The organism is Catellatospora paridis (assembly GCF_009720365.1).
Lineage (GTDB): Bacteria > Actinomycetota > Actinomycetes > Mycobacteriales > Micromonosporaceae > Catellatospora > Catellatospora paridis.
This window is the reverse complement of the sequence record NZ_ML769312.1, coordinates 906,245-931,064: the sequence shown is the minus strand read 5'-3', so window position 1 is coordinate 931,064 and position 24,820 is coordinate 906,245. Positions and strand designations below refer to the sequence as shown.

Annotated in this window: 23 protein-coding genes; 9 read left to right on the top strand and 14 right to left on the bottom strand. The window is 73.6% G+C overall.

Features of this window, described 5'->3' with window-relative positions:
* Positions 1-122: 122 nt before the first annotated feature.
* From F9C41_RS04205 to F9C41_RS04195, 3 genes are all read right to left on the bottom strand, one after another.
* The gene (locus F9C41_RS04205) at positions 123-503 is read right to left on the bottom strand and encodes a DUF1304 domain-containing protein (protein WP_155385218.1); all 381 of its coding nucleotides are present in this window, start codon (positions 501-503) and stop codon (positions 123-125) included.
* 15 nt (positions 504-518) lie between these two features.
* Positions 519-1,736, bottom strand: coding sequence for an MFS transporter (locus F9C41_RS04200; RefSeq protein WP_155385217.1), 1,218 nt, complete (start codon positions 1,734-1,736; stop codon positions 519-521).
* A gap of 111 nt (positions 1,737-1,847) precedes the next feature.
* Entirely contained in the window at positions 1,848-2,579 is a 732-nt protein-coding gene (locus tag F9C41_RS04195) for a LysR family transcriptional regulator substrate-binding protein (RefSeq protein WP_230689281.1), read from the bottom strand.
* Between the two features lie 187 nt (positions 2,580-2,766).
* Between F9C41_RS04195 and F9C41_RS04190 the strand changes: the two genes are divergently transcribed.
* Both F9C41_RS04190 and F9C41_RS04185 read left to right on the top strand, forming a co-directional pair.
* Positions 2,767-3,240: a DUF5997 family protein gene (locus F9C41_RS04190; protein ID WP_230689280.1), complete on the top strand. Its 474-nt coding sequence runs from the start codon at positions 2,767-2,769 to the stop codon at positions 3,238-3,240.
* A 291-nt stretch (positions 3,241-3,531) separates the two neighbouring features.
* On the top strand, positions 3,532-4,077 hold the full coding sequence (locus F9C41_RS04185) for a hypothetical protein (protein ID WP_230689279.1): 546 nt from the start codon (positions 3,532-3,534) through the stop codon (positions 4,075-4,077).
* A 51-nt stretch (positions 4,078-4,128) separates the two neighbouring features.
* Here the strand turns inward: F9C41_RS04185 and F9C41_RS04180 are convergent, their stop codons facing one another.
* The 4 genes from F9C41_RS04180 to F9C41_RS04165 form a co-directional block, all read right to left on the bottom strand.
* Positions 4,129-5,184, bottom strand: a complete 1,056-nt coding sequence (locus F9C41_RS04180; RefSeq protein ID WP_155385216.1) for a TerC family protein — start codon at positions 5,182-5,184, stop codon at positions 4,129-4,131.
* Between the two features lie 362 nt (positions 5,185-5,546).
* Positions 5,547-6,218 carry a class I SAM-dependent methyltransferase gene (locus F9C41_RS04175; protein WP_155385215.1) on the bottom strand — a complete coding sequence of 224 codons (672 nt, stop codon included), beginning with the start codon at positions 6,216-6,218 and terminating at the stop codon, positions 5,547-5,549.
* A 56-nt stretch (positions 6,219-6,274) separates the two neighbouring features.
* Positions 6,275-7,342 (bottom strand): dipeptidase, encoded by a 1,068-nt coding sequence (locus F9C41_RS04170; RefSeq protein ID WP_230689278.1) that lies wholly within the window; start codon positions 7,340-7,342, stop codon positions 6,275-6,277.
* Complete coding sequence (locus F9C41_RS04165) at positions 7,339-8,646, bottom strand: amidohydrolase family protein (protein WP_155385214.1); 1,308 nt, start codon at positions 8,644-8,646, stop codon at positions 7,339-7,341. The genes F9C41_RS04170 and F9C41_RS04165 overlap by 4 nt, the downstream gene beginning before the upstream one ends.
* Before the next feature lie 79 nt (positions 8,647-8,725).
* Between F9C41_RS04165 and F9C41_RS04160 the strand changes: the two genes are divergently transcribed.
* Positions 8,726-9,550, top strand: a complete 825-nt coding sequence (locus F9C41_RS04160) for an IclR family transcriptional regulator (protein WP_155385213.1) — start codon at positions 8,726-8,728, stop codon at positions 9,548-9,550.
* The gene (locus F9C41_RS04155; RefSeq protein WP_155385212.1) at positions 9,547-10,488 is read left to right on the top strand and encodes an ornithine cyclodeaminase family protein; all 942 of its coding nucleotides are present in this window, start codon (positions 9,547-9,549) and stop codon (positions 10,486-10,488) included. Before F9C41_RS04160 ends, F9C41_RS04155 begins: the two co-directional genes overlap by 4 nt.
* On the opposite strand, the gene fdhA is transcribed toward F9C41_RS04155, so the two are convergent.
* On the bottom strand, positions 10,489-11,691 hold the full coding sequence (gene fdhA, locus F9C41_RS04150; RefSeq protein ID WP_155385211.1) for a formaldehyde dehydrogenase, glutathione-independent: 1,203 nt from the start codon (positions 11,689-11,691) through the stop codon (positions 10,489-10,491).
* A 139-nt stretch (positions 11,692-11,830) separates the two neighbouring features.
* Here fdhA and F9C41_RS04145 point away from each other — a divergent pair, with 139 nt between their 5' ends.
* Positions 11,831-14,656: a poly(A) polymerase gene (locus F9C41_RS04145; RefSeq protein ID WP_155385210.1), complete on the top strand. Its 2,826-nt coding sequence runs from the start codon at positions 11,831-11,833 to the stop codon at positions 14,654-14,656.
* A 45-nt stretch (positions 14,657-14,701) separates the two neighbouring features.
* Here the strand turns inward: F9C41_RS04145 and F9C41_RS04140 are convergent, their stop codons facing one another.
* The 3 genes from F9C41_RS04140 to F9C41_RS04130 form a co-directional block, all read right to left on the bottom strand.
* Positions 14,702-15,814 carry a DUF3103 family protein gene (locus F9C41_RS04140; RefSeq protein WP_155385209.1) on the bottom strand — a complete coding sequence of 371 codons (1,113 nt, stop codon included), beginning with the start codon at positions 15,812-15,814 and terminating at the stop codon, positions 14,702-14,704.
* Between the two features lie 252 nt (positions 15,815-16,066).
* Positions 16,067-17,254: an RtcB family protein gene (locus F9C41_RS04135; protein ID WP_155385208.1), complete on the bottom strand. Its 1,188-nt coding sequence runs from the start codon at positions 17,252-17,254 to the stop codon at positions 16,067-16,069.
* Between the two features lie 109 nt (positions 17,255-17,363).
* A complete protein-coding gene (locus F9C41_RS04130; protein WP_155385207.1) occupies positions 17,364-17,972 on the bottom strand; it encodes a PadR family transcriptional regulator in 609 nt (202 codons plus the stop codon).
* A 55-nt stretch (positions 17,973-18,027) separates the two neighbouring features.
* Between F9C41_RS04130 and F9C41_RS04125 the strand changes: the two genes are divergently transcribed.
* Both F9C41_RS04125 and F9C41_RS04120 read left to right on the top strand, forming a co-directional pair.
* A complete protein-coding gene (locus F9C41_RS04125) occupies positions 18,028-18,903 on the top strand; it encodes a CE1 family esterase (RefSeq protein WP_155385206.1) in 876 nt (291 codons plus the stop codon).
* Between the two features lie 59 nt (positions 18,904-18,962).
* Complete coding sequence (locus tag F9C41_RS04120; protein ID WP_155385205.1) at positions 18,963-19,727, top strand: hypothetical protein; 765 nt, start codon at positions 18,963-18,965, stop codon at positions 19,725-19,727.
* On the opposite strand, the gene F9C41_RS04115 is transcribed toward F9C41_RS04120, so the two are convergent.
* The 3 genes from F9C41_RS04115 to F9C41_RS04105 form a co-directional block, all read right to left on the bottom strand.
* Positions 19,696-20,931 carry a DUF2207 domain-containing protein gene (locus tag F9C41_RS04115; protein WP_155385204.1) on the bottom strand — a complete coding sequence of 412 codons (1,236 nt, stop codon included), beginning with the start codon at positions 20,929-20,931 and terminating at the stop codon, positions 19,696-19,698. The two genes, F9C41_RS04120 and F9C41_RS04115, sit on opposite strands and share 32 nt — an antisense overlap.
* 191 nt (positions 20,932-21,122) lie before the next feature.
* Positions 21,123-21,902, bottom strand: a complete 780-nt coding sequence (locus F9C41_RS04110) for an ABC transporter permease (protein WP_155385203.1) — start codon at positions 21,900-21,902, stop codon at positions 21,123-21,125.
* Positions 21,899-22,801 carry an ABC transporter ATP-binding protein gene (locus F9C41_RS04105; protein WP_155385202.1) on the bottom strand — a complete coding sequence of 301 codons (903 nt, stop codon included), beginning with the start codon at positions 22,799-22,801 and terminating at the stop codon, positions 21,899-21,901. The genes F9C41_RS04110 and F9C41_RS04105 overlap by 4 nt, the downstream gene beginning before the upstream one ends.
* Positions 22,802-22,934: 133 nt before the next feature.
* Between F9C41_RS04105 and F9C41_RS04100 the strand changes: the two genes are divergently transcribed.
* Together F9C41_RS04100 and F9C41_RS04095 are read left to right on the top strand one after the other, a co-directional pair.
* Positions 22,935-24,167 (top strand): sensor histidine kinase, encoded by a 1,233-nt coding sequence (locus F9C41_RS04100; protein ID WP_155385201.1) that lies wholly within the window; start codon positions 22,935-22,937, stop codon positions 24,165-24,167.
* A complete protein-coding gene (locus tag F9C41_RS04095) occupies positions 24,146-24,817 on the top strand; it encodes a response regulator (RefSeq protein WP_269058893.1) in 672 nt (223 codons plus the stop codon). The genes F9C41_RS04100 and F9C41_RS04095 overlap by 22 nt, the downstream gene beginning before the upstream one ends.
* The last annotated feature ends 3 nt before the right edge of the window (positions 24,818-24,820 follow it).

Sequence of the window (24,820 nt, the reverse complement as noted above, 5' to 3'; positions counted from 1 at the left end):
CCCTGGACGGTACCCTGCGATCGCGTCCTCGCGGGCGTGTGCTGCGCAGATCGCCGCCTCGGCCGGTCGTGTCGCGGTCCGGCGGCGCGCCGGTGCCGCAACCTCGGCTGACCTGGCCCGGATCAGCCGGCGAACAGTGCCGCGACCAGGGCGGCCAGCGGGGTCACACCCTGGATGGCGGCGGCCCGGGCCATCCGGCGGTCGGTGGCGGCCAGCACCACGGCCGCGCCGAGCATGCTGGCGCAGCCGAACAGCGCCACGGCAGCGCCGACTGCCGCGTGTCCGGTGTGCACGGCGACCACGCCGCCCAGCGCCCCCAACGCCAGGAACAGGTTGTAGAAGCCCTGGTTGAAGGCCCAGGGCTGGACCGCCGCCAGGTCCTGCGGCTTGACCCGGAACCGGCCGTGCACCTGCGGCCGCCGGAACAGCACGCTCTCCATCGTGAAAATGAGCACGTGCAGCAGACCCGCGAGCACGGCGAACACCTGAGCGACCACGTTCATGGACATGATTGTCGGTCACGTCCCCGCGATGCCGGTCACCCGTTCGGCCGGGGAATGCCGGGTGCGGGTCGCGGCCAGGTACGCGACGATCAGGGCGGCGGCTAGCACGACGAGGCTGAGGCCGAGCGCGTTGACGCCCCACGTGCCCAGCACCACGCCGATTATCGCGGGGATGATCGAGCCGCCCAGCCCCGCGCCCGCCATCTGCAGGCCGATGGTCCGGTCGGCGTGCGCGGCGCCGACCCGCTCCGCCGTCAACAGCGTGAACAGCGGGAACACCGCGGCCGCGGCGAAACCGATCACCATGAACCCGAACGCGGCCAGCCAGCCCGGACCGGGGATCGCGACCAGCACCGCTCCGGCCGCCATGCCGCCGATCGACCACACGACGGTCTGGCCCGGCAGGAACCGGTGCGCCGCGAAGCCCTGCAGCACCCGGCCCACGAACAGGCTGCCCCAGTACAGCGACACGCAGACGCCCGCGACCGCGTCGCTCATGCCCCGGCCCTCGGTGAGCAGCTGGTACGCGAACAGGCCGGCGCCGACCTCCAGCGCGACGTACACGGCGATGGTCAGCACGCTGAACCACACCGCGGGCAGCTTGAGCGTGTCCCGCGCCCGGATCGGCCCGGCCTGCGCCTCGTGGGCCGCGTGCTCGGGAACCGGCCGCTGCGCCCACTGCCGGGCGGTGAGCACGAACGCCACGGCGAGCACCGCCTGCCCGGACGCGACCACCAGGTAACCGGGCCGCCAGGCGTCGCCGTACTGGATGGAGGCGGTCATGATGAGCGGACCCATCGCGACACCCAGCCCGAAGAACGCGTGCAGCCAGTTCATGTGCCGGGGCCCGAACGCCGACGCGGCGTACGCGTTGAGGCCCGCGTCGATCGCGCCGCCCGCGAAACCGGCGAACAGCGCCGCGGCCATGGTGAACGCGAACGCGGGCGACACCGCGTATCCGAACAGCGCCAGGCTGGCCAGTGCCGTGCTGCCGGCCAGCAGGCGGCCGACGCCGAGTTTGGACAGCACGAACCCGGCCGTCACGCTGGAGATCAGGTATCCGCAGGTGGACGGGATCAGCAGCAGGCCGATCGTCTCCCGGGGCACGTCCAGGTCGGCGCTCATCGACGGCCAGGCCACGCCGAGCAGGCCGTCGGGCAGCCCCAGGCTGATGAACGCGAAGTAGGACAGGGCGAGCACGGACAGGCGGATCGGGGTCCCGGTAGAACTCACTTCGTGATCATGCCTGACGCGCGGCGCGCCCGTCGGCCGGGCGGGTCGGGCACGGCCACCGATCGGGACACCGGGTAGACGACAGCGTCGCACCGCTGCTTTGGCGCGCGGTCAGCGGCCCCGCCGCTTCGGCGGAGTGCCGCCGGTGCGGCGCGCGCCCGTGCGCCCGGGCGCGGGCTTGCCGCGGTTCGCGCCCTCGGCCGGTTTACGCGCGGACGTTGCCGGGCGCGGTTCGGCAGGGGTCGGGGCCCGGCCGCGGGTGCTGTTCGCGGTCCGGCCGCGGACGACGCCGATCATCTCCTCGACCAGGTCGGTGTACCGGTCACGGGACCACACCAGCCCCACGGACGAGGCCGGGGCGTCGGTGAGCACGCGATAGGTGAGGTCGCGGCGGTGGTGCGCGCGGGCCAGGGACTGCGGCACCACGAGCACGCCGACCTCGGCGGCCACGAGCTCGACCGCCTCGGCCGTGGTGGCGGGCCGGTGCGCGGCCACCGTGCCGGGCACGACCGACGGGTCGGGCCAGCCGATCACGTCGTCCTCTGGCAGCAGCAGCGTCTCGTCCGCCAGATCCGCGAGCGTCACCTCGTCGGCGGCGGCGAGCAGGTGCTCGCGCGGCACCACGACGACCGTCGTCTCGGTGTACAGCGGGATGGCGTGGAAGGCGTCCTGGTCGGCGGGCAGCCGGAGCAACCCGGCGTCGGCCTCGGCGACCAGCAGCGCGGCGGCTTGCGCGGCCTCCACCGGGACCACCTCCAGGGCCACCTCGGGCTGCCGCTCGGACCAGACCCGGCTCCACTTGTCCATGGTTACTCCGGGGACGACCAGCAGGCGGAACGTCACAGGAGGGTGATCATCGGGCACGGTAACCTCCGGAGCGTCGACCGGTCGGGCACCGGCGATCAGGCCGCGCTGATCTCATGCGCAACCTGGTCAGGTTACCGGTAGGCCTGTCACCGGCCCGGTGACAGGCGGCACCCCGGCCAGGGGCGAGCGGCCCGGCCGGCGGCCCGGCCGCTAGGCTGAGGCGGTGACCAAGCCGAAGAAGTCCCAGCTGATGAAGCCCGCCACGGCGGCGCTGAAGCTCGACATCTACCTGCCTGCGACGCCGCAGGAGTTCCAGGAGAGCTTGGTATCGCGCGAGGACCTCGACGAGCTGCAGCGCAACCCTCCGCAATGGCTGTCCGACCTGCGCCGCGAGGGTCCCCACCCGCGCAACGTGGTCGCCGCGCGGCTGCGGATCTCCAACAGCGGGCTGGCCCGTGCGGGCATGACCGAGGCGCTGACCACCGCCCAGATCGCGGATCTGGCCGCCAACCCGCCGGAGTGGCTGGTCCGCGAGCGCGCGACCCACGCCGAGACGCAGCGCGAGCAGCGGCGGCTGCAGGAACGCCAGCAGGACGCGACCGACAAGGTCACCGTGCCGGCCAAACCCGCCAAGCCGGCCAAGCCCGCGCGCCGCCAGAGCCCGACGAGCCGGGGCGGCCGGTCCCCGCGCCGCTGACGGTCGGCCCGGCTCAGCCAGGCGTGGGACGGCCGCAAGATGCCCGGTGGCCCGCGACGGATCGGGGTGACGATGATGACCCACCCGCGCCGCACGAGCCGGATCGTCTCGTGGCCGTGATAGCCGCGCGGAGTGTGGTCGATGTTCATGACCTCGGTCCAGGGCACGGTGTGCGTCTTCCAGAACAGGCGGATCCTGATCGCGGTGGGGCTCACACACACGCCGCCGTTCGCATCCCCGCCCGCCGCCCGCAGCAGCCAGTCGGGATCGTCCGTTGGTTAAGGTGTGCCGGTGGGAAGCGGCGCAGTGGATGACGCGGACAGGGTCGCGGGCTCCCTGCAGGCGTGGCTCGCGACGGTGGAGTTCACGGACCGTGACGCCGATCAGGTCACCGAGGCGCTGACCGAGGCCGTGCTGGCGTGGGGGATGGCGCAGGGCTGGCGGGTCTACCGTCGGGCCCGCAGCGTGGTCAAGCTGCCGCCGCCGTACGAGGACCGACACTCCTGGGTCGACGTGGGAGTCGCCCGCGCCGATGAGCCGCCGATCGTGGTCGAGATCGACCAGTCGGAGCGCCGCCGCACCCTGGAGAAGCTGACCGCCGAGGCCGCCGAGGGCCGAGTCGCGGTCTGGCTGCGCTGGGGAGCCGGTCCGTTCACCGCCCCCGACGGGCCTGTGCGGCTGGTGACCTGCGAGGTCACCGGCCGCAAGGACGCGTCGGGGCGGCGGCTGTTCTCGGCTCCGGTCGCGGCCAGACCCGCGCCCGCGCACAGCGGCATCGATCTCGCGGCAGCAGACCAGGGCGACCTGTTCGCGTCCGGTGGCCCGGACCCGGCCTGACCGCGGTCCGCCGGGTCCAGGCTCGCGGCGGCACCGACCGCTCGCGCAGGCTCAGTGGCTCGCGCCGGCGGACGTCGCGGGGGAGCGGGTCTCGCTGTTCTCGTCCAGCGCCGCGGCCGCGAGCGCGCGGGCGTCGCGCCGGTTGGCGGCCAGGCTCGCCACGGTGACGGTGACCAGCACCGCGATGATGACTGCCAGGGACAGCAGCGTCGGCACCTCGGGCAGCACCGGCCAGACCCCGTGCGCCCAGTGCAGCACCAGCTTGACGCCGATGAACGCGAGGATCAGCGCCAGGCCGTGGTTGAGGTAGCGCAGGCTGCTCAGCGCGTTGTGCAGCACGAAGTACAGCGCGCGCAGGCCGAGCAGGGCGAAGGCGTTGGTGGCGAAGACGAGGTAGGGGTCTTCGGTGACGCCGTACACGGCGGGCACCGAGTCGACGGCGAACACCACGTCGGTCATGAAGACCGCGGCGACGACCAGGGCCATCGGGGTCAGCGCGCGTACGCCGTCGCGGCGGACCGTCAGGCGCGAGCCGTGGTATTCCTCGGTGACCGGCATGAACCGGCGCAGCAGCCGTACGCTGCGCATCTGGTCGATGTCGAGCTCGTGCGGACCGCCGCGCAGCGCGTCGCGCAGCACCTTGACCGCGGTGACCAGCAGCACGGCGCCGAACAGCACGAACGCCCAGGTGCCGGTCTGCAGGACGGCGGCTCCGGCCGCGATGAACACCGCGCGCAGCACGAGGGCGCCGACGATGCCGTACAGCAGCACCCGCTGGGCGAGCTGCGCGGGCACCGCGAACGCGGCCAGCAGCAGCATGAACACGAACAGGTTGTCGACCGACAGGGACTTCTCGACGACGTACCCGGTGAAGAACTCGACCGCGGGTGTGCCGCCGAAGCGCGACCACACGAAGAAGCCGAAGGCGACCGGCAGCGCGAGGTAGAAGACGGTCCAGCCGATCGCCTCGCGCATGCTCACCGCGTGCGGGCGGCGGGTGATCACGAAGTCGACCGCGAGCAGCCCGAGCAGGACCAGGATCGTGACGGCCCAGAGCCACGGGGTGCCGATGGTGGTCAGCGAAGCGGCAGCGGTTTCGGCAGGCATGCGGAGACTCCAGACGTTGACGTCTGAGGTCTCCCTCACCCGCGTGACGCGGGCGACCGTCCGGGGCCGGATGGCCGACCGTAATGACCGGAGCGATCTGCTGAGGTACTCCCCTCGAACGGGTAGATTACCGCTCGGACCTGTGAGTTTGCTGAGGGTGACGGGTGTTGCCGGTGTGCTTGCCGGGGCCGGGCGCGCCGGTGATCGTGGAGGGAGACGTCGCTGCGGAGGAGGCGCCGACGATGATCGAATTCATGATCACCTTGTTGCTGCTGGCGTGCGGGATCGTCGCCGGGCTGGCGCTGATGGGTCCGGCCGGCGGTCCCGGTGACGGCCGGCTGCGCCACCGCTGACCCGCGGGATCAGTCCTTGACGGCGGCGAAGCCGAACAGGTCCGGCACGGCGCTGCCGCCCGATTCGGCCGTCCGCTCCAGGCGCAGGCCGGCGGCCATTGTCGCGTTGAGCAGGTCGGCCAGCGGGATGTGCCAGCCGCCCACGCGGGCGCGTACGCCGTGGGCGTTCCAGGTCTCGAACGTGTGCTGGCGCTCGCCGTACCGTTCGTCGACGACGACCCGTGGTCTGTCGCTCCAGTCGGCGAACGCGCCGATGAAGCACGGGTGCACGCCCAGGTGCACGAACCGGCCACCGGGCCGCAGCACCCGTCCGATGTCGGCGATGACCGCACCGTAGTCGGGCACGTCGGTGCTGGCCAGTACGCATACCGCGGCGGGCATGGTGGCGTCGGCGAACGGCAGTCGTGCCGCGTCGGCGACCACGACCGGCAGCCGGTGCATGGCGTGGCGCAGTTGCCCGGTGGACAGGTCGACGCCGATCGGGGTCCAGCCCAGACCCGCGACGGCGGGCGCGTGTGCACCGGTGCCGCAGCAGACGTCGAGGCAGACACCGTCACCGGGACCGAGCAGATCACCGAGAGTGGCGTGCACCCGGCGCAGGTAGTCACCCGCGGCCGGGGACATGAAGTCGTTGTACCAGTCGGCGTGCGCGTCGTACGCGGCAGTCGTTCCAGTCCCCATGCCGTCCGAGCCTAGGCAGGGGACCGCTGGATGGCGGCCCCCGTTCGCTCAGGGCGTCAGGCGGCCCAGACGCGGTCGGCGTAGTCGAGGAAGTTGCGCCCCATGATCTTCTCGATCCGGGTCTCGCTGAAGCCGCGCTGCTCCAGCAGGCGGATCAGCTTGTGGAACTGGTCCACGCCGCGCAGGTCCTCGACGAACGGGAACGTGTCGGCGCGCTCGCCCGCCGCGCCGACGCCCGCGGCCTGCCGGTGCGCCACGTGCTCGGCGAGCTGCGTGCGGTAGCCGTCGAGGTCGTCGATGGAGGTCACGGTGCCGTCGGTGCCGATGCCGACGAAGTCCTCGCCGCACACGTTGACCGCGTGGACGATGTGGTCGACGACGTCTTCGGCCCGGGCGTGGCCGGTGGCGTTGACGAAGGGCATGAAGTAGACGCCCACGAAGCCGCCGCGCTCGGCGACCAGGCGCAGCTCCTCGTCGGTCTTGTTGCGGGGCAGGTCGACCAGGGCGCGGCAGCCGGTGTGGTTGATGGACACCGGCAGCTTCGCGATCCGGGTGGCTTCCAGGCAGGTGTGCTCACCGCTGTGCGACAGGTCGACCATGATGCGGCTGTCGCAGAGGGCTTCGACGACCTCGTGCCCGAACGGGGTGAGCCCCCGGTTCTGCGGGGCCATCGAGCCGTCGCCGATGTGGTTGGCCTGGTTGTAGGTCAGCTGGATGACGCGTACGCCCAGGTGGTGGAACTGTGCCACGCGGGTGGGGTCGTCGCCGACGGCGACGGCGTTCTGGAAGCCGTAGATGATGCCGACCTTGCCGTCGCGGTGCGCGGCCCGGATGTCGTCGGCGGTGAGCACCTTGACCAGGTCGGCGGGGTTGTCGGCGACGAAGCGGTCCCAGACGTCGATCTCGCGCAGGGTGTGGGCGTACGGCTCGGCGTCGCCCATGGTGTAGCCGAGGGTGATGTTGACCGCGGTCAGGCCGGAGGCGTGCGCGTCGGCGATGGTGCGCGCGTCGATGGTGAGGTCGTCGCTGTCCTGGACGAGCTTGTGCGCGGCGGACAGCGAGTGCTCGGCGTTGGGGTTGTCGAGGATGCCCAGCGCGTTGATGATCATGTAGTCGGTGCTCACTGCTCGTCCTTCCGGAAGTCGCCGCGGTCGAAGCGGCGGCCGCGCTTGACGGTGTACTCGATGCTGTCCAGGTTGGCCATGTCGGCGCGCGGGTCGCGGGCCAGCACGACGAAGTTGGCCAGCTTGCCCGCCTCGACGGTGCCCATGACGTCCTGCGCGCCCATGCTGATCGCGCCGACCAGCGTCGCGCAGCGGATGACCTCCTCGGCCGGGATGCCGCAGCGGTCGGCCAGGAACGCCATCTCGGCGTGCAGCGACGGGAGCGGGTGCGCGGGGTCGGTCTCGTAGTCGGTGCCCGTGGAGACCAGCACCCCCGCGCGGAACGCGTCGCCGGTCAGCTTCGCCGACAGCGCGTCGTTGGCCAGGGCGCGTGCCTTGCCCTCGGCGTCGTCGGCGTGCTCGGCCATCCACGTCCACATGCTGCCGGTCGCGTCGAGCACGGTGCCGCGCTGGCGCATCAGGGCGTAGAGGGCGTCGAGGCGCTGGTCGCCGTCGCGCACCAGACGTTCGACATCCACCGGGGCCTTCGTCTTGTACGACGTCAGCGGCTCGTCCGCGGTCTCCTGGGCGAGCAGCGTCACGTGCGAGACCGCGTCCACGCCGGACGCGACGACCTGGGCGGGCGTGGCCGGGAACACCGCGGCGTGGGCCCATACGCCGATGCCCTGCCGCTTGGCCTCCGCGGTGATCGCCGCGACGGTCGCGCCGGGCAGCTCCGCGTACACCTTGATCGCCGTGGCGTGCGTGCCGCGAGCCATCGCGACCGCGAGGGGCAGGTCGGTCTCGTCGTCGATCGCCTGCATCCACGGCACGTGGCCGGGGGTGCCGCCCTGGGAGACCTGCCAGGTGCGCGGGTCGTCGAAGAAGGTGGGCCCGGCCATCAGCGACGCGTAGGCGATGTCGGGGCCGGGGATCTCGCCGATCCGGGTGGCGCGGGTCAGGTCGGCGATCTGGCGCAGGTCGTCGGCCATGTCGCGGATCGCGGTGACGCCGCCGTACACCTGCCGGCGCAGTGCCGCCTCGGCGACCGGCCGGTTCGGCGGGGTGGCCAGGTGCTGGTGGGAGTCGATGAGGCCGGGGATCACGAACGCGCCGCCGACGTCGACCGTGGCCACGCCGTCGGGCACGGTGGCGGCCTCGTCCGGGACGACCTCGATGATCACGTCGCCGTCGACCACGATCGTGGTGCCGGGCCGGGCCGGGCCACCGGTGCCGTCGATGAGCGTCGCGTTGCGGTACGCGGTGACCGTGCCGGGCTCGGGCGGGGCGTACGGGGTCGGCGCGGGCTCGTCCACGTGGGCCATCGGTGCTCCTTGTTACAGCAGATGTAACGTCTGTATCGTTACCTGAAACGTCAGTGCACTGTACCCCAGGAGGCGACCCGTGCCGAGATCCGCCAGCTCGGCGGTCGACAAGGCGCTCGACCTCATCGAGGCCGTCGCCCGCGCCGACCGCCCGCTCCGGCTCGGTGAGCTGGCCCAGGCCGTCGGCCTGCACCGCGCCACCGCCTACCGCGTGCTTGTCGACCTGGTCCGCCGCGGCTGGGTGCAGCGCGCCGGGGAGCACTACCTGCCGGGGTCCGCGGCACTGCAGGTGTCCCGCGCGGCGGCGACCCGGTCGCTGGCCGCGCTGTGCCGCCCCGTGCTCGAAGGCCTCGCCGAGCGCACCGGGATGATGGTCAACCTGCAGGTCCTGGAGGCCGACCGGTCCCGCGTGATCGACGTGGTGCGCCCGCCCCGCCTGGAGATGATCAGCGACCTGCGCGACGAGGCGCTGCCCGTGCATCGGTTCGCCGGGCCGCTCGCGCTGGTCGCCCAGCTCGACGAGCAGGCCCGCGCGCCGTACCTGGCCGTCGCGCAGGCGGCCGGGCACCCGCTGGACGGATCCGGCGGGCTGCTGGCCGACCTGGCCCGGGTCCGTGGCACCGGTTTCGCCATCGAGCACGGCCGCAACGACAAGGTGATCGGCTCGATGAGCCGGGCGGTGCTCGCCCCGGGCGGCGCGCCGCTGTGCGCCGTCACGCTCGTGGGACCCGACGCCGAATTCGGCGAGCCCCGGCTGTCCGAACTGGAGCGGGTGCTGACCGACGCCGCTGCGACGCTCGCCGCCGTGCTCACCGCGCCCGCCGAACCCGGCGCACCCGTGCGCCCTGCCACCCGGGACGCCGCCGCGATCCGGTCCGCCACCAGCGAGGGAAACTCCCGATGAATCACGTGCTCGTGCTGGACAAGGAGCAGACCAGGGCCGGGCTCGATCCGCTGCGGGTGCTGGAGGCGGTGTCGGTCGCGCTGGTCGCGCTGAGCCGGGGCGAGGTCTCCGCGCCGCCGCGGATCGCCGCGCAGGCGCCGGGCGGGCTGCTCGGCGCGATGCCCGCCTACGTGCCCGGCGTCGGCCTGGCGGCCAAGCTGGTCTCCGTCTTCGCCACCCCCGGCCAGGCCGGTCGCAGCTCGCACCGCGGCCTGGTCGCGCTGTTCGACGAGCACGACGGCCGCGTCCGCGCACTGCTCGACGCCGAACCGCTGACCGCCGTGCGCACCGCCGCGTCGGCGACGCTGAGCATGCGGGCGCTGCGGCCGCAGCCCTCCCGGATCGCCGTGGTCGGCACCGGCGTGCAGGCCACTGCACAGCTCGCCATGCTCGCGGCGCTGGATGCAACGATCCCGGTGGTCGTGGGCGGGCGGGACAGCGCTCGCGTGGCCGAGCTGGCGGCCCGGCACCCCAAGGCCGAGGCGGCGACCGTCGAGCTGGCGGTGCGCGACGCCGATGTGGTGTTCTGCTGCACCGGGGCGACCGAGCCGGTCTTCCCGCGGGCCTGGCTGCGTGGCGACGCGCACGTCAGCTCCGTCGGCGGCTCGCACGGGCACGAACTCGACCCGGCCGTCGTCGCCGAGGCCGCCCTGTTCGCGGAGTGGCCCGGAGCGGTGGCCGCGCCGCCGCCCGCCGGGGCGTACGAGCTGCAGGGTGTCGACCCGGGCCGGGTCACGCTGCTCGGCGCGGTGCTGGACGGGCGCCACCCCGGCCGCGGCGGCCGGGGTGGGCTGACGGTGTTCAAATCGACCGGCCACGGCGCACTCGACGTGGCCGCGGCCGCGGTCGTGCACGACTGGGCGCGGGCCCACGGCGTCGGCACGGCCGTGGACATGTGATCAGACGCCCGCGCCGACCAGCTCGCGGTTCGGGTCCAGCACGTACTTGCTGGCCGCGCCGTGGTCGAAGTCGGTGTAACCCTTCGGGGCGTCGTCGATCGGCAGCACCGTGGCGTGCACGTTCTTGGCGATGTGCGTGCGGTCGTGCAGGATCGCCATCATCAGCTGCCGGTTGTACTGCTTGACCGGGCACTGGCCGGTGGTGAAGCTGTGCGACTTCGCCCAGCCCAGACCGATGCGCACCCGCAGGCTGCCGACCTTCGCCTCCTCGTCCTTGCCGCCGGGGTCGCCGGTCACGTACAGCCCCGGAACGCCCAGCCGGGCCGCCGGCCTGGCGATCGACATGATGTCGTTGAGCACGGTGGCGGGCTCCTCGCCGGCGTCCGCGCCGTGCCCGCGCGCCTCGAAGCCGACCGCGTCGACCGCGGCGTCGACCTCCGGATCACCGAGGATCTGCTCGATCATCTCGGACAGAGGCGCGTCCGAGGTCAGGTCGACGGTCTCGCAGCCGAAGCTGCGGGCCTGGGCCAGCCGCTGCTCGTTGAGGTCGCCGACGATGACGACCGCCGCGCCGAGCAGGAACGCCGACGTGGCCGCCGCGAGCCCCACCGGCCCGGCCCCGGCGATGTAGACCGTGGAACCGGTGGTCACGCCCGCGGTGTAGCAGCCGTGGTATCCGGTCGGGAAGATGTCGCTCAGCATGGCCAGGTCGAGGATCTTCTCCATGGCCCGGTCCTTGTCGGGGAACTTCAGCAGGTTGAAGTCCGCGTACGGCACCAGCACGTACTGTGCCTGGCCGCCGAGCCAGCCGCCCATGTCCACGTAGCCGTACGCGGCGCCGGCGCGGGCCGGGTTGACGTTGAGGCATACGCCGGTGTGGCCCTCCATGCACATGCGGCACCGGCCGCAGGCGATGTTGAACGGCACCGAGCACAGGTCGCCGACCTTGATGAACTCGACGTCCGGCCCCGTCTCGACCACCTCGCCGGTGATCTCGTGGCCGAGCGTCTGCCCCTCCGGGGCGGTGGTGCGGCCGCGGACCATGTGCTGGTCGCTGCCGCAGATGTTGCTGGCGACGACCTTGAGGATCACGCCATGGTTGATCTTGCGGTGCTGTTCCTGTAGTTCCAGCTTCGGGTAGTCGAGGTCTTCGACGCTGACGTGCCCGGGGCCCTGGTAGACGACGGTCTTGTTGCCCGACATCGGTGCCACCCCCACTCGCATAAACGGCACTCTCTATTTTCCCACTTCAGAGCCGATCAATCATGATCGCGACGGAAATCCGGTGGGGCTGCCGGGGCGTGCCGTCCATACTTGGCTCGATCTTCGACAGGCGGGGGACATGCGTACCAGCGAGCAGATCTACCACCGGGTGCGCTGGGATCCGCGGTTCGACCCGGAGCGCTTCGTGCTCGGCGTACGCCAGCGCGGGACCGGGCCCAAGCGGGTGCCGCTGCCCGCGTTCTCGCCCGGCGGCGACATCCCGTGGCACCGGGTGATGTTCATCGAGGCCGACGGGGTGCTCGTGTGGGACCGCGCGACCGGTCTCGACCGGGTCGACACCTCCGGCGCGGGCCTGGTGCGCCACCACGGCCTGCTGCCCGCGCCGTTCTTCACCCCGGGCACCGCGCACACCTGGCAGCCGGGCCACGGCTGGCGTCCCGCGCCCACCCCGGAGCCCACCGCGCCCGGCCCGCTACGCCTGCTCACCTGGAACACGCTGTGGGACCGGTACGACAGCGACCGCATCGACACCGCCCGGCGGCGGCCGGCACTGCTGGCGGCCCTGGACGCCGCCGACGCGGACGTCATCGCGCTCCAGGAGGTCGAGCCGGAGCTGCTCACGCTGCTGCGCGACGCGCCGTGGGTCCGCGCCCGCTACACCCTGAGCGCTGCCGCGGACGCCGCCGCGCCCGGTGGGCTGGTGCTGCTCAGCAGGCTGCCGGTCCGGGAGGTCGGCAGCCACCGGCTCGCCCCGCACAAGGCCGTCGTCGCGATCGTGCTCGACACCGCGGCCGGCCCGCTGGCCGTCGCGACGACGCATCTGAGCAGCGACCACTCTGCCGACGGCGCGCGGCGGCGGCAGGACGAGCTGACCCGGCTCGCCGAGGGCCTGGCCGACATCGGGGCGGACCTGGTGCTGCTCGGCGACTTCAACGACGACGGCGCCGCGCCCACCGCGATGCTCGGCATGGACGACGCCTGGACGCAGGTGCGCGGGCCCGGCGACGGCACGCCGACCTTCGACCCCGTCGCCAACCCGCTGGCCGCGGTGTCGTCGCTGTCCGGCGTGGCCCGGCGGCTGGACCGGGTCCTGCTGCGCGGCGGCGCGCCCGCCACCGCGGCGGCGCTGGTCGGCGACCATCCCGAGCCGGACGGCCTTTACCCGTCGGACCACTACGGCGTCGTGGTGGACCTGGCCTTCGGCGGGGCGGGGGAGAGCGACGTGCTCGACGTCGCGCCGACCGCCCGCACCGCACTGGCGTGGCTGCCGCCCGAGCGGGTGTGGCCGGCGGTCCAGGAGCTGCGCGCGGCGCACGACCCGCAGTTCCACCGCTGGCCGCCGCACGTGAACGTGCTGTTCGGGTTCGTGCCCGAGGCCGACTTCGAGCAGGCCGCGCCGCTGCTGGCCGCGGCTGCCGCCGAGGTCCCGCCGTTTCCGGTACGGCTGCACGGGGTGCACACGTTCGGCCACCGCGACGACGCGACGATCTGGCTCGACCCGGCGGCCGACGGCGACGCGCCCTGGCACCGGCTGTGGCAGGCGCTGCGGCGGCGTTTCCCGCGCTGCCGGGGCCGGGCCGAGGGCTTCACCCCGCACCTGACGCTGGGCCGCAGCCGCGACCCGCAGCGCGTGGCGGCCGCCTGCGCCGCGGCGCTCGGCGAGACTCGGGCGCAGGTCGGCGAGCTGGTGCTGCTGTCGCGCCGCGGCGACGAGCCGATGCGTCCGCGCGCCGTGCTGACCCTGGGCACTGGTGAGCTGCGTTGGCTGCCCGACGCGCAGGCCACGGGCGCCGGAACACCGCCGGCTTCGCCGGTGCTGGCCTTGGTTCCCGCCGTCGCCGGGGATGATGTGGCCGCTTCGGTCGTCAAGTGGCTGGCAGCCGGGTTCGCCGAGGGGGTCGTGCCCGTCACGGGGTCGCGGCGGATGGGCTGCGCGCTGCCGGGAGCCGATCTGGATCTCGTGGCGGCGCTGCCAGGCCGGGTCGATCCGGTCGACGTGGCCACCCGGGTGAGGGCAGCGGTGCCTGATGCGGTCGCGGTGCGGGCGGTCGCCGACGCCCGGGTGCCGAGGCTGCGGCTGTCGGTGCAGAACCTCGACGTCGACCTGGTGGTGATCGGCACGGGCGGGCTCGATCCCGCTGACGCCGTCGCCCGCCGCGCGGAGCTGGGCGAGGACGCCGCGGTGGCGCTGAGCGCGGTCAGCGACGCCGACGCGGTACGCGCCGCCGTCGGGTCCCGGCACGCCGCGTTCGCGCTGCTCGCCCGGCAGGTGAAGGGCTGGGCGCGGGCGAAGGGCCTCGACTCGGCTCCGTTCGGCGGGCTGCCCGGCCTGGCCTGGTCGGTGCTCGCCGCGCGGACCGTGCTCGGCGCGCCCGCCGACACCACCCCCGAGACGTTGCTGCGGCGCTTCTTCGAGGACTGGGCGGCGTGGGACTGGCGGCAGGCGGTGTCGCTGACCGGGGAGGCTGAGGGCGTACACCCGGAAGGCACGGTGCTGACGCCGACCTCGCCGGTGCGCAGCTGCGCCGACCAGCTCGGACCCGGTGGGTGGGACCTGTTGACGCAGGAGCTCTACCAGGCGTGGGAGGTCATGGAGGAGGCGTCGAAGGCCGGTGCCGACCCGTGGCCGGTGCTCATCGAGCCGCCTGCGCTGCACCGGCGTCATGCCCGCTGGCTCGTGGTCGGCGTGCGTGGCGACGACGAGGTGCTCGGCCGCGTTCGGGGGCGGATGCGCGCCCTGCTGACCCTGCTCGACGGGGCCGGGGCGGCGCACGCGCACGCCTGGCCGCGGCCGTTCGGGAACGGCCCGGTGACCTCCTATGCCGTCGGCTTGGGCCGGGCCGAAGCGGACCCGGCGCTGGCCGCCGCCCGGCGGTGGGCCGCTGACCTGCCCGGCGTCGAGGTGACCCTGCTCGACAGCGGAGGGGTCCCGACCCTGCGCTGACGCCGCCGCGGGCCCGCATGCCTCGCGGGCCCGCGGCGGATCAGATCAGAGCGGGGCCACCCAGTACGGGCCGACCTCCAGCCACCCGTGCGCGCCCGCGCCGTTGAGGTGGCCGCTGCTGCCGGTGGACAGGGTGTACCAGGCGTCGACGAAGTCGGGGTCGTCGGTCCACCAGGACGTCGGGATCGCCGACAGGATCGCGTCGACCAGCGGGATGTACGCCCCGACGTCGGCGATGGTCAGCAGCACCGCGGCGATGGCCTGGGCGAGCTGCTGGTAGTTGGTGTCGCCGTCGTCCTCCATCATCACGACGTCGGCGAGGTTGTACTTGTACGCCGAGAAGTGCACCAGCAGTTGGTTCGGGTAGTACGTGGTGCCGTCGTAGTCCAGGTAGGGCATCTGCACGACGTCGACCTTGGGGTGGCCGTCGAGCCCGAAGCCGCTGACGATGCTGTAGACCTCGGCCGCGCCCTTGATCCAGGGTTCCTGGTCGTCGGACAGCCGGACCGCGTTCACCTTGGTGGCCCAGTAACCGCCGCTCGCGAGGGCGGCGGATGCCGCCGCGGGGGCGACGCCGCGCTGGGTGAGCGCCTGCCGCAGGACGTCCAGCCCGGCGGGCAGCGCCTTGGCGACGTCCACCTCGATGACGATCACCGGGCGGGTCGGCACGCGGGCCGGGTCGAGCAGCACACGTCGGCCGTCGGGCTCGTAGGAGACGATCGCCGCCGCCTCGTCGTCGCCGGGGGCGGCGGCGACCAGCGGCACGGCGCCCGCGGCCAGGGCGGCGGCCATGCTGTCGTCGGCCAGGCGGGCCCGGACCAGGGAGCCGGTCGATGCGGGCAGGCCCTTGGCGGCGTGCACGGCCTGGTCGGCGGTGCGTACGCGGCCGGCGAGGGTGGTGTCGGCGCGCAATGCGGACAGGTCGACCGGACCGGAGCGGACCGCGGAGACCAGGGCGCGGCGGGCGGCCGGGTCAGTCAGTGAGGCGGCGACCTGCCGGGCGAGGGTGTCCAGGGTGGACGCGACCCCGGCGGGCGCGACAGCCTGCGCCGGGGCGGCCTGCTGGGGGATCTGGGCGGTGGCCGGGGCCGCGGCGAGCACGGCGGCGGCCGCTATGCAGGCTGGTAGGACGAGATGGCGCAAGCGCGCAGGGCGCATGACGTCTCCTTCGCATCCGATCCCGCGCTCGTGGCGCAGGATCTCATGGCGTTCAATGGATGCGGTACATATTGGAGCGTCGGTTTGGCGATGGCAAGATGCGCCGACCGGGTCCGGGCGGGGTCCGCATGCCGGTGGCTGCGCGAACGCCGTTGCCCGCGCAACGATCCCCGGCGTGGCGTCGGCGGTCGGGCGTGTCGCCGACGGCGTCCGCGCCGCCAGGTGGCGCGGCGGACGCCGTCGGCCCGTGGCTCAGCCCTTGACGCAGATGACCTGCTTGAGCCGGGCCACGACGGTGACCAGGTCGGACTGCTGGGCCATGACCTCGTCGATGTCCTTGTAGGCGGCGGGGATCTCGTCGACCACGCCGTTGTCCTTGCGGCACTCGACGCCCTTGGTCTGCTCGGCCAGGTCGCGGGTGTTGAAGCGGCGGCGCGCCTCGTTGCGGCTCATCTTGCGCCCCGCGCCGTGCGAGGCCGACTGCAGCGCCGGCGCCGAGCCGAGTCCCTGCACGATGAACGACGACGCGCCCATCGAGCCCGGGATGATGCCGAAGTCGCCCGCCCCGGCGCGGATCGCGCCCTTGCGGGTGACCAGCAGCTCCTGACCGTCGTGCCGCTCCTCCGCCACGTAGTTGTGGTGGCAGGAGATCTCCGGCTCGAACTCGACCTTCTTGAACTGCTTGCGCACCACGTCGCGCAGCAGCGCCATCATCACCGCCCGGTTGCGCCGGGCGTAGTCCTGCGCCCAGAACAGGTCCCGGCGGTAGGCGTCCATCGTCGGCTCGCCCGTGACGAACACGGCCAGGTCCGGGTCCGGCAGGTCGGCGTTGTGCGGCAGGTCCTTGGCCTTGGCGATGTGGTACTGGGCCAGCTCGTTGCCCACGCCCCGCGAACCGGAGTGCAGCATGAGCCAGACCCGGCCCTCGCCGTCCAGGCACACCTCGATGAAGTGGTTGCCGCCGCCGAGGGTGCCGAGCTGCTGCATCACCCGGCCCTTGCGGCGCAGCACGTGCGGGGCCGTCAGGTCGTCGAAGTCGCTCCAGAACCGGTGCCAGCCGCGCAGGCCGGTGTTGAGGTGGTCCACGTCGACCGAGTGCTGGTGCAGGCCCATGCCGACCGGCACGGCCTTCTCGATGGCCGAGCGCAGCTTGGTCAGGTCGTCCGGCAGGTGCCCGGCCCGCAGCGAGGTGAGCTGGGCGGTCATGCCGCAGCCGATGTCGACGCCGACGGCCGCCGGAGCCACCGCGCCGCGCATGGCGATGACCGAGCCGACCGTCGCGCCGATGCCGACGTGCACGTCGGGCATCACGGCCACGGCGTGCGTCCACGGCAGCGCGGCGACGTTGCGCAGCTGGTCCATGGCGCGCTCGTCGACGGTCGCGGGATCGGCCCACAGCCGCAGCGGAGCAGCGGTGTCACTGATGGTCTGGAAAGGCATGTCGGTGGTTCCCCCGTCTTCGGTGCCGACGGAGAGTGTGCCGAGCCGAGCGCCGTCCGGCCACTCAATATCATTGTCCCGCTCCCGGCGTGGGCCCGGCGAGGGGCCGTCAATCCGCCGCTTCGCCGTATGCCACGGGACGGCCGGTGCGCAGGCAGGAGGCCAGCCAGCGGGCCCAGCGGTGGACGGCGCGCTGCGACTCGACGCCCATCATGAGCACGGCGTAGTTGCCGAACCGGGGATGGGCCGGATCGTCCTGGCCCGCGGCCCGCATGCGTGCCGCGTCCTGTTCGTACTCGGCGAGCAGGCGGGTCGACCGGTCGGCGAGGTCGGTGTAGAGGGCGGCCATGGCGGCGGGGTCGGCGCTGGTGGCGGCGTACGCCTTGAGCGTGATCTCGCTGCGCGGCTGGGCGGTCGGCGGGATGACGAGCCAGGCGCGCAGGGCGGCCAGCCCGGCCGGGGTGACGGCGTAGGTCTTCTTCGCCCGGGGGCCCGGCCCCGCCTGCTCGACGGAGTCGACCCAGCCCGCCGCGGACAGGCGGGCCAGCTCGGGGTAGATCTGGCTGTGCCGGGCCGTCCAGAAGTGCCCCAGCGGGGCCTTGACCTGCTGAGTCAGCTGGTAGCCGGTGGCCGGGCCGCGGGTGAGCAGCGACAGCAGCGCGTAGCCCAGCGTCGAGCCGGACACCGTTGCCGAATCGTCACCCTCGATGCCCGCCACCCGGCCTCCTCACTATGTAACTTCTGACATGTCAACTCTGACATAGGGGGTTCTCGTGAAACGCGTCCTCGCCCTGCTCGGCATCGTCACCGTACTCACCGCCTGTAGCCCCGCCGCGCCTGCGCCGCCTGCGGCGAGTCCGAGCCCGGCCCTCAGCCTGCCGCCGGACCAGCCCGGACCGGGTGACCACAGCCTGGCGATCGGACACGACGGCGTGAAACGCGACTACGCGCTGCACGCGCCGCCCGGATACCGACCGGGGCAGTCCCTGCCGCTGGTCCTGGTGCTGCACGGGCAGCCGGGCAACAGCGCGGGCGCGGCGGGGCAGAGCGGCATGAGCCCGGTCGCGGACAAGGCCGGTTTCCTGGTCGCCTACCCGCAGGGGCAGGGCGGCACGTGGACCCCGGGCACCGCCGGCGATCCCACCAGCGGCGACGTCGGTTTCGTCGCCGCGCTCGTCGATCACCTCGCGTCCACCTGGCACGCCGACCGCAAGCGGGTCTACGTGGCCGGATTCTCGGCGGGGGCGGCGTTCAGCTACCGCCTGGCCCGCGAGCTGCCCGGCCGCTTCGCCGCGATCGCACCGGTCAGCGGCCGGATGGACACCGTCGCCGCCTGGACCGGGCCGCTGGGCGCCGCCAACCCGGTGTCCGTGGTGACGTTCCAGGGTGGACAGGACATGCTCTCGCCCGCCTGGAGCAACACCAACCAGTCCTGGCAGGAGGCCGCGGGCTGTGCCCAGCCGGTGGTCACCCCGATCGCCAACGCCCGCGGGCGGGCCGAGCGCAGCGTGTCGACCTGCGCCAACGGTGGCGAGCATGTGGTGTACACGCTGCCGACGATGACCCACGAGTGGCCGAACAGCCGTGAGCACCCCGTGGACGCGACCACCCTGATCGCGGAATTCTTCGCCCGGCACAGCCTGACCTGACCCGCGGCACCCGGATCCCGGTGAACACAGGCGTCCTCGGTCACGGCATGATGGCCGCCGTGACCGAGGAAGATCGACTCGAAGACATGATCGTGAAGACCTGGGGTGGCTGCACCCTGCCCATCCGGCCGGTGGGCGGACCGGCGGGGACCGCGTTCCTGTACAACGAGCTCCTGGAGTCGACTCCGGACGGCGATCGGGTGCGCGAGTGGGTGCTGACCGCCGCGGGGCTGACCCGCGGCGGGCTGGGCGAGTTCCGGCTGCGACCCGAACTGATCGAGCCCGCTGGGGCCGCGGCCGACTACCTGGCCGTGCTGGAGTTCGACCAGAGCTGGTCGCGCCGTGCGAACGTGGCTGCCATGCCGTCGGGTCTGCTGCACGACCACGCGGAGCGCAAAGGCTGGCAGTGGACCATGGCCCAGGTGGCCGACGGCGTCGCGGCCCGCGCCGAGGACTTGCTTGTCCTCAGTGGCGAACCCCATCGGGCGTACGCCCTCGGGCACGTCACCACGGAACCGGGAGCGCCCGGCGAGCAACGGCCGCTGGCCGTCGCCACCTCAGGTGTCACCCGCGACCCGGACGGTGTGGTGCGCTGGGCGGGCGCGCTGCCCGAAGGGTTCACGGGCGCTCCGGTCTTCCTCGCGCAGCATCGCAGCGGGCGGGAGTTCCGGCTGCTGTGCATCGGGCTGATCGCCGACGGCGACCGCAACCCGACCGTCGCCACCTTCGACACGATCCGCAAGATGATCGACCGGCTCGGCGCCGGCGCAACCCCCGGGCTGTGGGAGAGGGTCACCGGGCTGCTGCGCCGCCGTCCGCGATAGCACCACGGGCCGGTGGGCGGTCGACGAGCTCCGCCCGGCGTACGTGGCCGAGCTTCGGGGTGACCTGCAGCCGCAGCCACTGGTCCTTGTGCAGCTGGTGGTAGAGCGCGGCGGCGATCTGGTAGCGCACGGCGACGTCGGCGCCGTCGTCGACCGCGACGCGGTAGGTCGTGTTCTCCTCGGCGATGTCGGACTCCAGCCAGATCACCGGTCCGGCGACGACCCGGGCCGGGCGGACGGCGTCGTGCAGGCCGCGCCAGCCGATCCGCACGAGCCCGGCGACGGCGAGAATCCAGAGCATCCAGCCCGCCGTGAGCAGCAGCACCAGCCAGAGGTCGGCCGCCTGCCGGACGTCCAGGTCGGCCGAGAACATGCGCAGCAGGAGCAGCCAGATCCCGAAGAACATCGCGGCGGGTATCAGCGACCCGAGCGCCGCCCACGGCGACCAGCCGAACGCGAAGCCGCGGCCGTCGACGACCGCGACCCGCCGCCACGTCCCGTCGCGCCGCGACCACGCGAACGCCTGCTTGCCGTAGGCGAACGGCGACGCGCCCAGTCGGGCCGGGCGCGCCCCGACGGCCACGGCGTACGCGAGCCGCGGGTCACCGGGCCCGATGCCGGGCTCGGTGCGCAGCCGGGCGTAGCGGGTCGCGAACTGGACGCCCCGGCCATGCGGGACCAGCCGTTTCAGCAGCCGGAGCGGCAGCGAGACCACGCTCGCGACGAGCACCACGCCGATGGCCAGCTGAGGGCGTCCGGCCTGCCACACCACGGCGATCGCGCCGACCCACAGGACCGTGAACACGATCCAGAGCGCGACCCGCACGCCCAGCGGAGCCCGTGGGCGCACCAGCCCGCGCGCGGTCGCGGCCTCGCCGAGCAGGTCGGTGAACCGCTGGTGCCACTGTCGGGACTGCTCGGGGGAGCCGAGGTCGATCGCACCGAGCGGGATCGGCCCGGAGCCACCGGGTTCGCGGGCGACGACGGCGTCGAAGACGTGCTTCTCGAACGGGGCCAGCCCGGCGGGATCCGGCCGTGGCGCCTGGACCGTCCCGGCCGTCGCGTCCACCGCCAGGACGCCCCGGGCGACGAGGTCGAGCATCGTCGCGTACGCCCCGGCGGCCGCGACCCGGCGCGGCGGCTGCACGAGCAGAGCGGCCAGAGCCGGGCGCTCTGCTGCCAGGTCCGTCAGGGAGTTGACCATGCGGCGACGATAACGAGGGTCGTCCACACACGAGTGGACGGCAGGCGAACACGTGGTGTCCACGGGCTGGCGGCGGCCGACGCCGTCCACGGCCACCGAAACGACCGGCCGCGACCGCGCCGCCCGGACACCGCCGCGCCGGGCGCGCCGCGCTGAGTCGCCGCGCGGCGCGTCTCGACGTGCGGGCGGGCCTATTTGACCTCGCGCCGGGATACCCGGATCAGGCCCAGCACCAGCGGGACCACGATCCAGACCGCGACGGACGTGCCCAGCCTGGCCCAGTCGCGGCCGGTCATGACGGGCTCCAGCAGCAGGCCCGAGGTCACCGACAGGTCCAGCCACTGTGCCGGGCGGGCCAGCGCGGTGACCATCTCGCCGAGGATGCTCCACGCGATCGGCAGCACGAAGTACAGCACGATCGCCAGGGCCGAGTTGAGCAGCAGCATGCCGAACGCCACCCCGAGCAGCACGTTGACGACCAGGAACAGGCCCGCCTTGCCGAGCGCCGCGGCGGGCAGGTGCCACGGGTCGGGGCCGCCCGCGAACGGCAGCGCCGCCGCGGTGGCGGCCAGGCACGCGGCGTACGCCAGCACGGCCAGCGCCAGCGCCGCGAGCACCTTCGCGGCGGCGACCCGCATCCGCCGCGGCACCAGCGCGTACGTGGTGAGCGTGGTGCGCTGGGACCACTCGCTGGTCACCGACAGCACGCCGAGCACCGGCAGCAGCACGGCCGCGGGCAGCACCGTCGGGCCGAGCAGCCCGCCGAAGTCGAACTGCGGTGCGTCGGCGGTCAGCGACAGCACGGTGACGACGGCCACGGCGAGCAGCCCGACCACGCCCAGCAGCCACGCGCCGGAGCGGGTGTCGGCCATCTTGCGCAGCTCGACGGCGGTCAGCCGCCACAGCGGGATGGGGGAGTGGGACGCGGTCGCGACGGCGGGGATGTCACGGACGGGGGCGGTGACGGTCATCGGGCGGTCCCTTCGGGGGCGGTGGCGCCGTTGGTGAGGCTGAGGAACATCTCCTCCAGGCCGCGGGCCCGGCCGGGCTGCAGTTCGAGCAGCACGACACCCGCCGCAGCGGCGGCCCGGCCGACGGCCTCGGCTTCGGCGTCGACGAGCAGCGCGCCGCCGTCGGCCGGGGCGGTGGCCAGCCCGGCGGTAGCCAGCGCCGCCTGCAACGCGGCGGGATCCAGGGTGCGCACCCGCATCCCGGCGCCGGAGAGCAGCTCGTCCTTGGCGCCCTGGGCGACGACCCGCCCGTTGCCGATCATGACGAGCCGGTCGGCGACCGCCTCGACCTCGCGCAGCAGGTGCGAGGAGAGCAGCACGGTGCCGCCCCGGTCGGCGAAGTCGCGCAGCAGGCCACGCATCCAGAAGATGCCCTCGGGATCCAGGCCGTTGGCGGGCTCGTCGAGGATCAGCGCCCGCGGCTCGCCGAGCAGCGCCTGGGCCAGGCCGAGACGCTGGCGCATGCCCAGCGAGTAGTCGCCGACCCGCTTGCGCGCGGCCGCGGCAGGCAGGTCGACCCGCGCCAGCAGCTCGCAGACCCGGCCGGTGGGCACCCGGAGCAGCTGCGCGGCCAGGGTGAGCGTCTCCCGGCCGGTGCGGCCGGGGTGCTGGGCGGAGGCGTCGAGCAGGATGCCGACCTCGCGACCCGGGTTCGGCAGCTGCCGGTAGGGCCGGCCGGCGACGGTGGCGTGGCCGCCGGTCGGCGGGGTGAGTCCGCAGATCATCCGCATGGTGGTGGACTTGCCGGCCCCGTTCGGGCCGAGGAAGCCGGTGACGGTGCCGGGCGTGCAGCGGAACGACACGTCGTCGACGGCCGTCTGCGCGCCGTAGCGCTTGGTGAGATGAGCGACTTCGATCATGCGTACCAGCGTGGCTGGCGCGGGGCGCGAGCCGCAGCGGCCGCAGGGCGACGATCGCGGACTTCGGTCGACGGCAGGCGTAGACCAAAGTCGGTACCCGCTCGACCAGGCCGCACGTACCCTGGAGGCCACCATGACGACCGCTGTGACCCCCGCTCACCCCCCACGCCTGCTGCGTCACCTGCTGCCGGGCGACCTGCCGGACGGCATCGCGCAGCGGCGCACCGCCCGGGACTGGGCGGTGGACGTCGCCTGCTTCGTCTTCGCGGTGCTCATCGGCTTGACCGTGTACGACACGGAGGCGGCTGGGCGGCCGGTGCCGGAACTGATCCAGCTCGCCGACCTGGCCGCGGGCGCGATGTTGTGCCTGGCGCTGTTCTGGCGTCGACGTTTCCCGCTCGCGCTGGCCGTCGCGACGGCAGTGGCCGGGGCGTTCTCGCCACTGTCCGGTGGCGCGGCCGTGGTCGCCCTGCTCACGCTCGGTGCGCGGGGGCGGCTGGGCGCGGTGCTGGCGGTCGGCGCGGGCCACGCCGTGCTGTCGCTGCCGTACCTGCACCTGTATCCCGACCGGGACATGTCCTTCTGGGGCTCGGTCGCGTGGACCTGGCTGGTGCTCGCCATGATCACCGGGTGGGCGCTGGTGGTCGGGGCACGGCGGCAGCTGGTGCGCTCGCTGCGGGAGCGGGCCGTGCGCGCCGAGGCCGAGCAGGAGCTGCGGATGGCCCAGGCCCGCCAGCTGGAGCGCACCCGCATCGCGCGGGAGATGCACGACGTGCTCGCGCACCGGATCTCGCTGCTCAGCCTGCACGCGGGGGCACTGGAGTTCCGGCCGGACACCCCGCCCGAGGAGGTGGCCCGCGCCGCGGGCGTCATCCGCGACAGCGCCCACCAGGCCCTGCAGGATCTGCGCGCCGTCATCGGGGTGCTCCGCACGCCCGACGAGTCCGGCGACGAGCCGCAACGGCCCCAGCCCACCCTGTCCGACCTGCCCGAGTTGGTCGCCGAGTCGCTGTCGGCGGGCATGCGGGTGCAGCTGACCCAGCGGCTGCCGGACCCGGCCGAGCTGCCCGCGCACGCGGGGCGGACCGCCTACCGCGTGGTGCAGGAGGGGCTGACCAACGCCCGTAAGCACGCCCCTGGCGCCCTGGTGCAGGTGGCGGTCACCGGCGAGCCCGCGGACGGCCTCACCGTCGAGGTGCTCAGCCGGGCGCCGTTGAGCGGCGCGTCCGCGGCGGCGATCCCGGGCACCGGCACCGGTCTGGTCGGCCTCGCCGAGCGGGTGTCGCTGGCCGGCGGGCGGATCGAGCACGGCCGCACCCCGGCGGGCGACTTCCGGCTGTGGACGTGGCAGCCGTGGCCGGCGTGATCCGGCTGCTGATCGTCGACGACGACCCGCTGGTGCGGGCAGGCCTGTCGATGATGCTGACGGGCCTGGACGACCTGCGGGTCGTCGGTGAGGCGGCCGACGGTGCCGAGGTGCCCGCGGCGGTGGCCGCGCACGCGCCCGACATCGTGCTGATGGACATCCGCATGCCGCGCGTGGACGGGCTGTCCGCCACCGAGCTGCTGCGCCGCCGGCCGGACGCGCCGGACGTGGTCGTGCTGACCACCTTCGACGCCGACGAGCAGGTGCTGCGGGCGCTGCGGGCCGGGGCCAGCGGCTTCCTGCTCAAGGACACGCCGCCCGCGGAGCTGGTGCGTGCCCTGCGCCGGGTCGCGGCGGGGGAGCCGATGCTGTCGCCGTCGGTCACCCGGCAGCTCATCGACCAGGTCACCGCGGGCACCGCGAGCGCCCGTGCGGCGCACGCCCGGCGGTCGCTGGGCCGGCTGACCGAGCGGGAGCGGGAGGTGGCGGCGGCGATCGGGCAGGGCCTGTCGAACGCCGAGATCGGTGCGCTGCTGCACATGAGCGTCGCCACGGTCAAGGCGTACGTGTCGCGCCTGCTGGCGAAGCTGGAGCTGAACAACCGGGTGCAGATCGCGCTGCTGGCCCATGACACGGGCCTCGCGGAGTGAACC

Bases quoted from the DNA above. Each gene is read 5' to 3' on its own strand.
- F9C41_RS04205 (WP_155385218.1), bottom strand. From the start codon at position 503: ATGAACGTGGTCGCTCAGGTGTTCGCCGTGCTCGCGGGTCTGCTGCAC.
- F9C41_RS04180 (WP_155385216.1), bottom strand. From the start codon at position 5,184: ATGCCTGCCGAAACCGCTGCCGCTTCGCTGACCACCATCGGCACCCCG.
- F9C41_RS04175 (WP_155385215.1), bottom strand. From the start codon at position 6,218: ATGGGGACTGGAACGACTGCCGCGTACGACGCGCACGCCGACTGGTAC.
- F9C41_RS04165 (WP_155385214.1), bottom strand. From the start codon at position 8,646: ATGGCCCACGTGGACGAGCCCGCGCCGACCCCGTACGCCCCGCCCGAG.
- F9C41_RS04155 (WP_155385212.1), top strand. From the start codon at position 9,547: ATGAATCACGTGCTCGTGCTGGACAAGGAGCAGACCAGGGCCGGGCTC.
- fdhA (WP_155385211.1), bottom strand. From the start codon at position 11,691: ATGTCGGGCAACAAGACCGTCGTCTACCAGGGCCCCGGGCACGTCAGC.
- F9C41_RS04145 (WP_155385210.1), top strand. From the start codon at position 11,831: ATGCGTACCAGCGAGCAGATCTACCACCGGGTGCGCTGGGATCCGCGG.
- F9C41_RS04140 (WP_155385209.1), bottom strand. From the start codon at position 15,814: ATGCGCCCTGCGCGCTTGCGCCATCTCGTCCTACCAGCCTGCATAGCG.
- F9C41_RS04135 (WP_155385208.1), bottom strand. From the start codon at position 17,254: ATGCCTTTCCAGACCATCAGTGACACCGCTGCTCCGCTGCGGCTGTGG.
- F9C41_RS04115 (WP_155385204.1), bottom strand. From the start codon at position 20,931: ATGGTCAACTCCCTGACGGACCTGGCAGCAGAGCGCCCGGCTCTGGCC.
- F9C41_RS04110 (WP_155385203.1), bottom strand. From the start codon at position 21,902: ATGACCGTCACCGCCCCCGTCCGTGACATCCCCGCCGTCGCGACCGCG.
- F9C41_RS04105 (WP_155385202.1), bottom strand. From the start codon at position 22,801: ATGATCGAAGTCGCTCATCTCACCAAGCGCTACGGCGCGCAGACGGCC.
- F9C41_RS04100 (WP_155385201.1), top strand. From the start codon at position 22,935: ATGACGACCGCTGTGACCCCCGCTCACCCCCCACGCCTGCTGCGTCAC.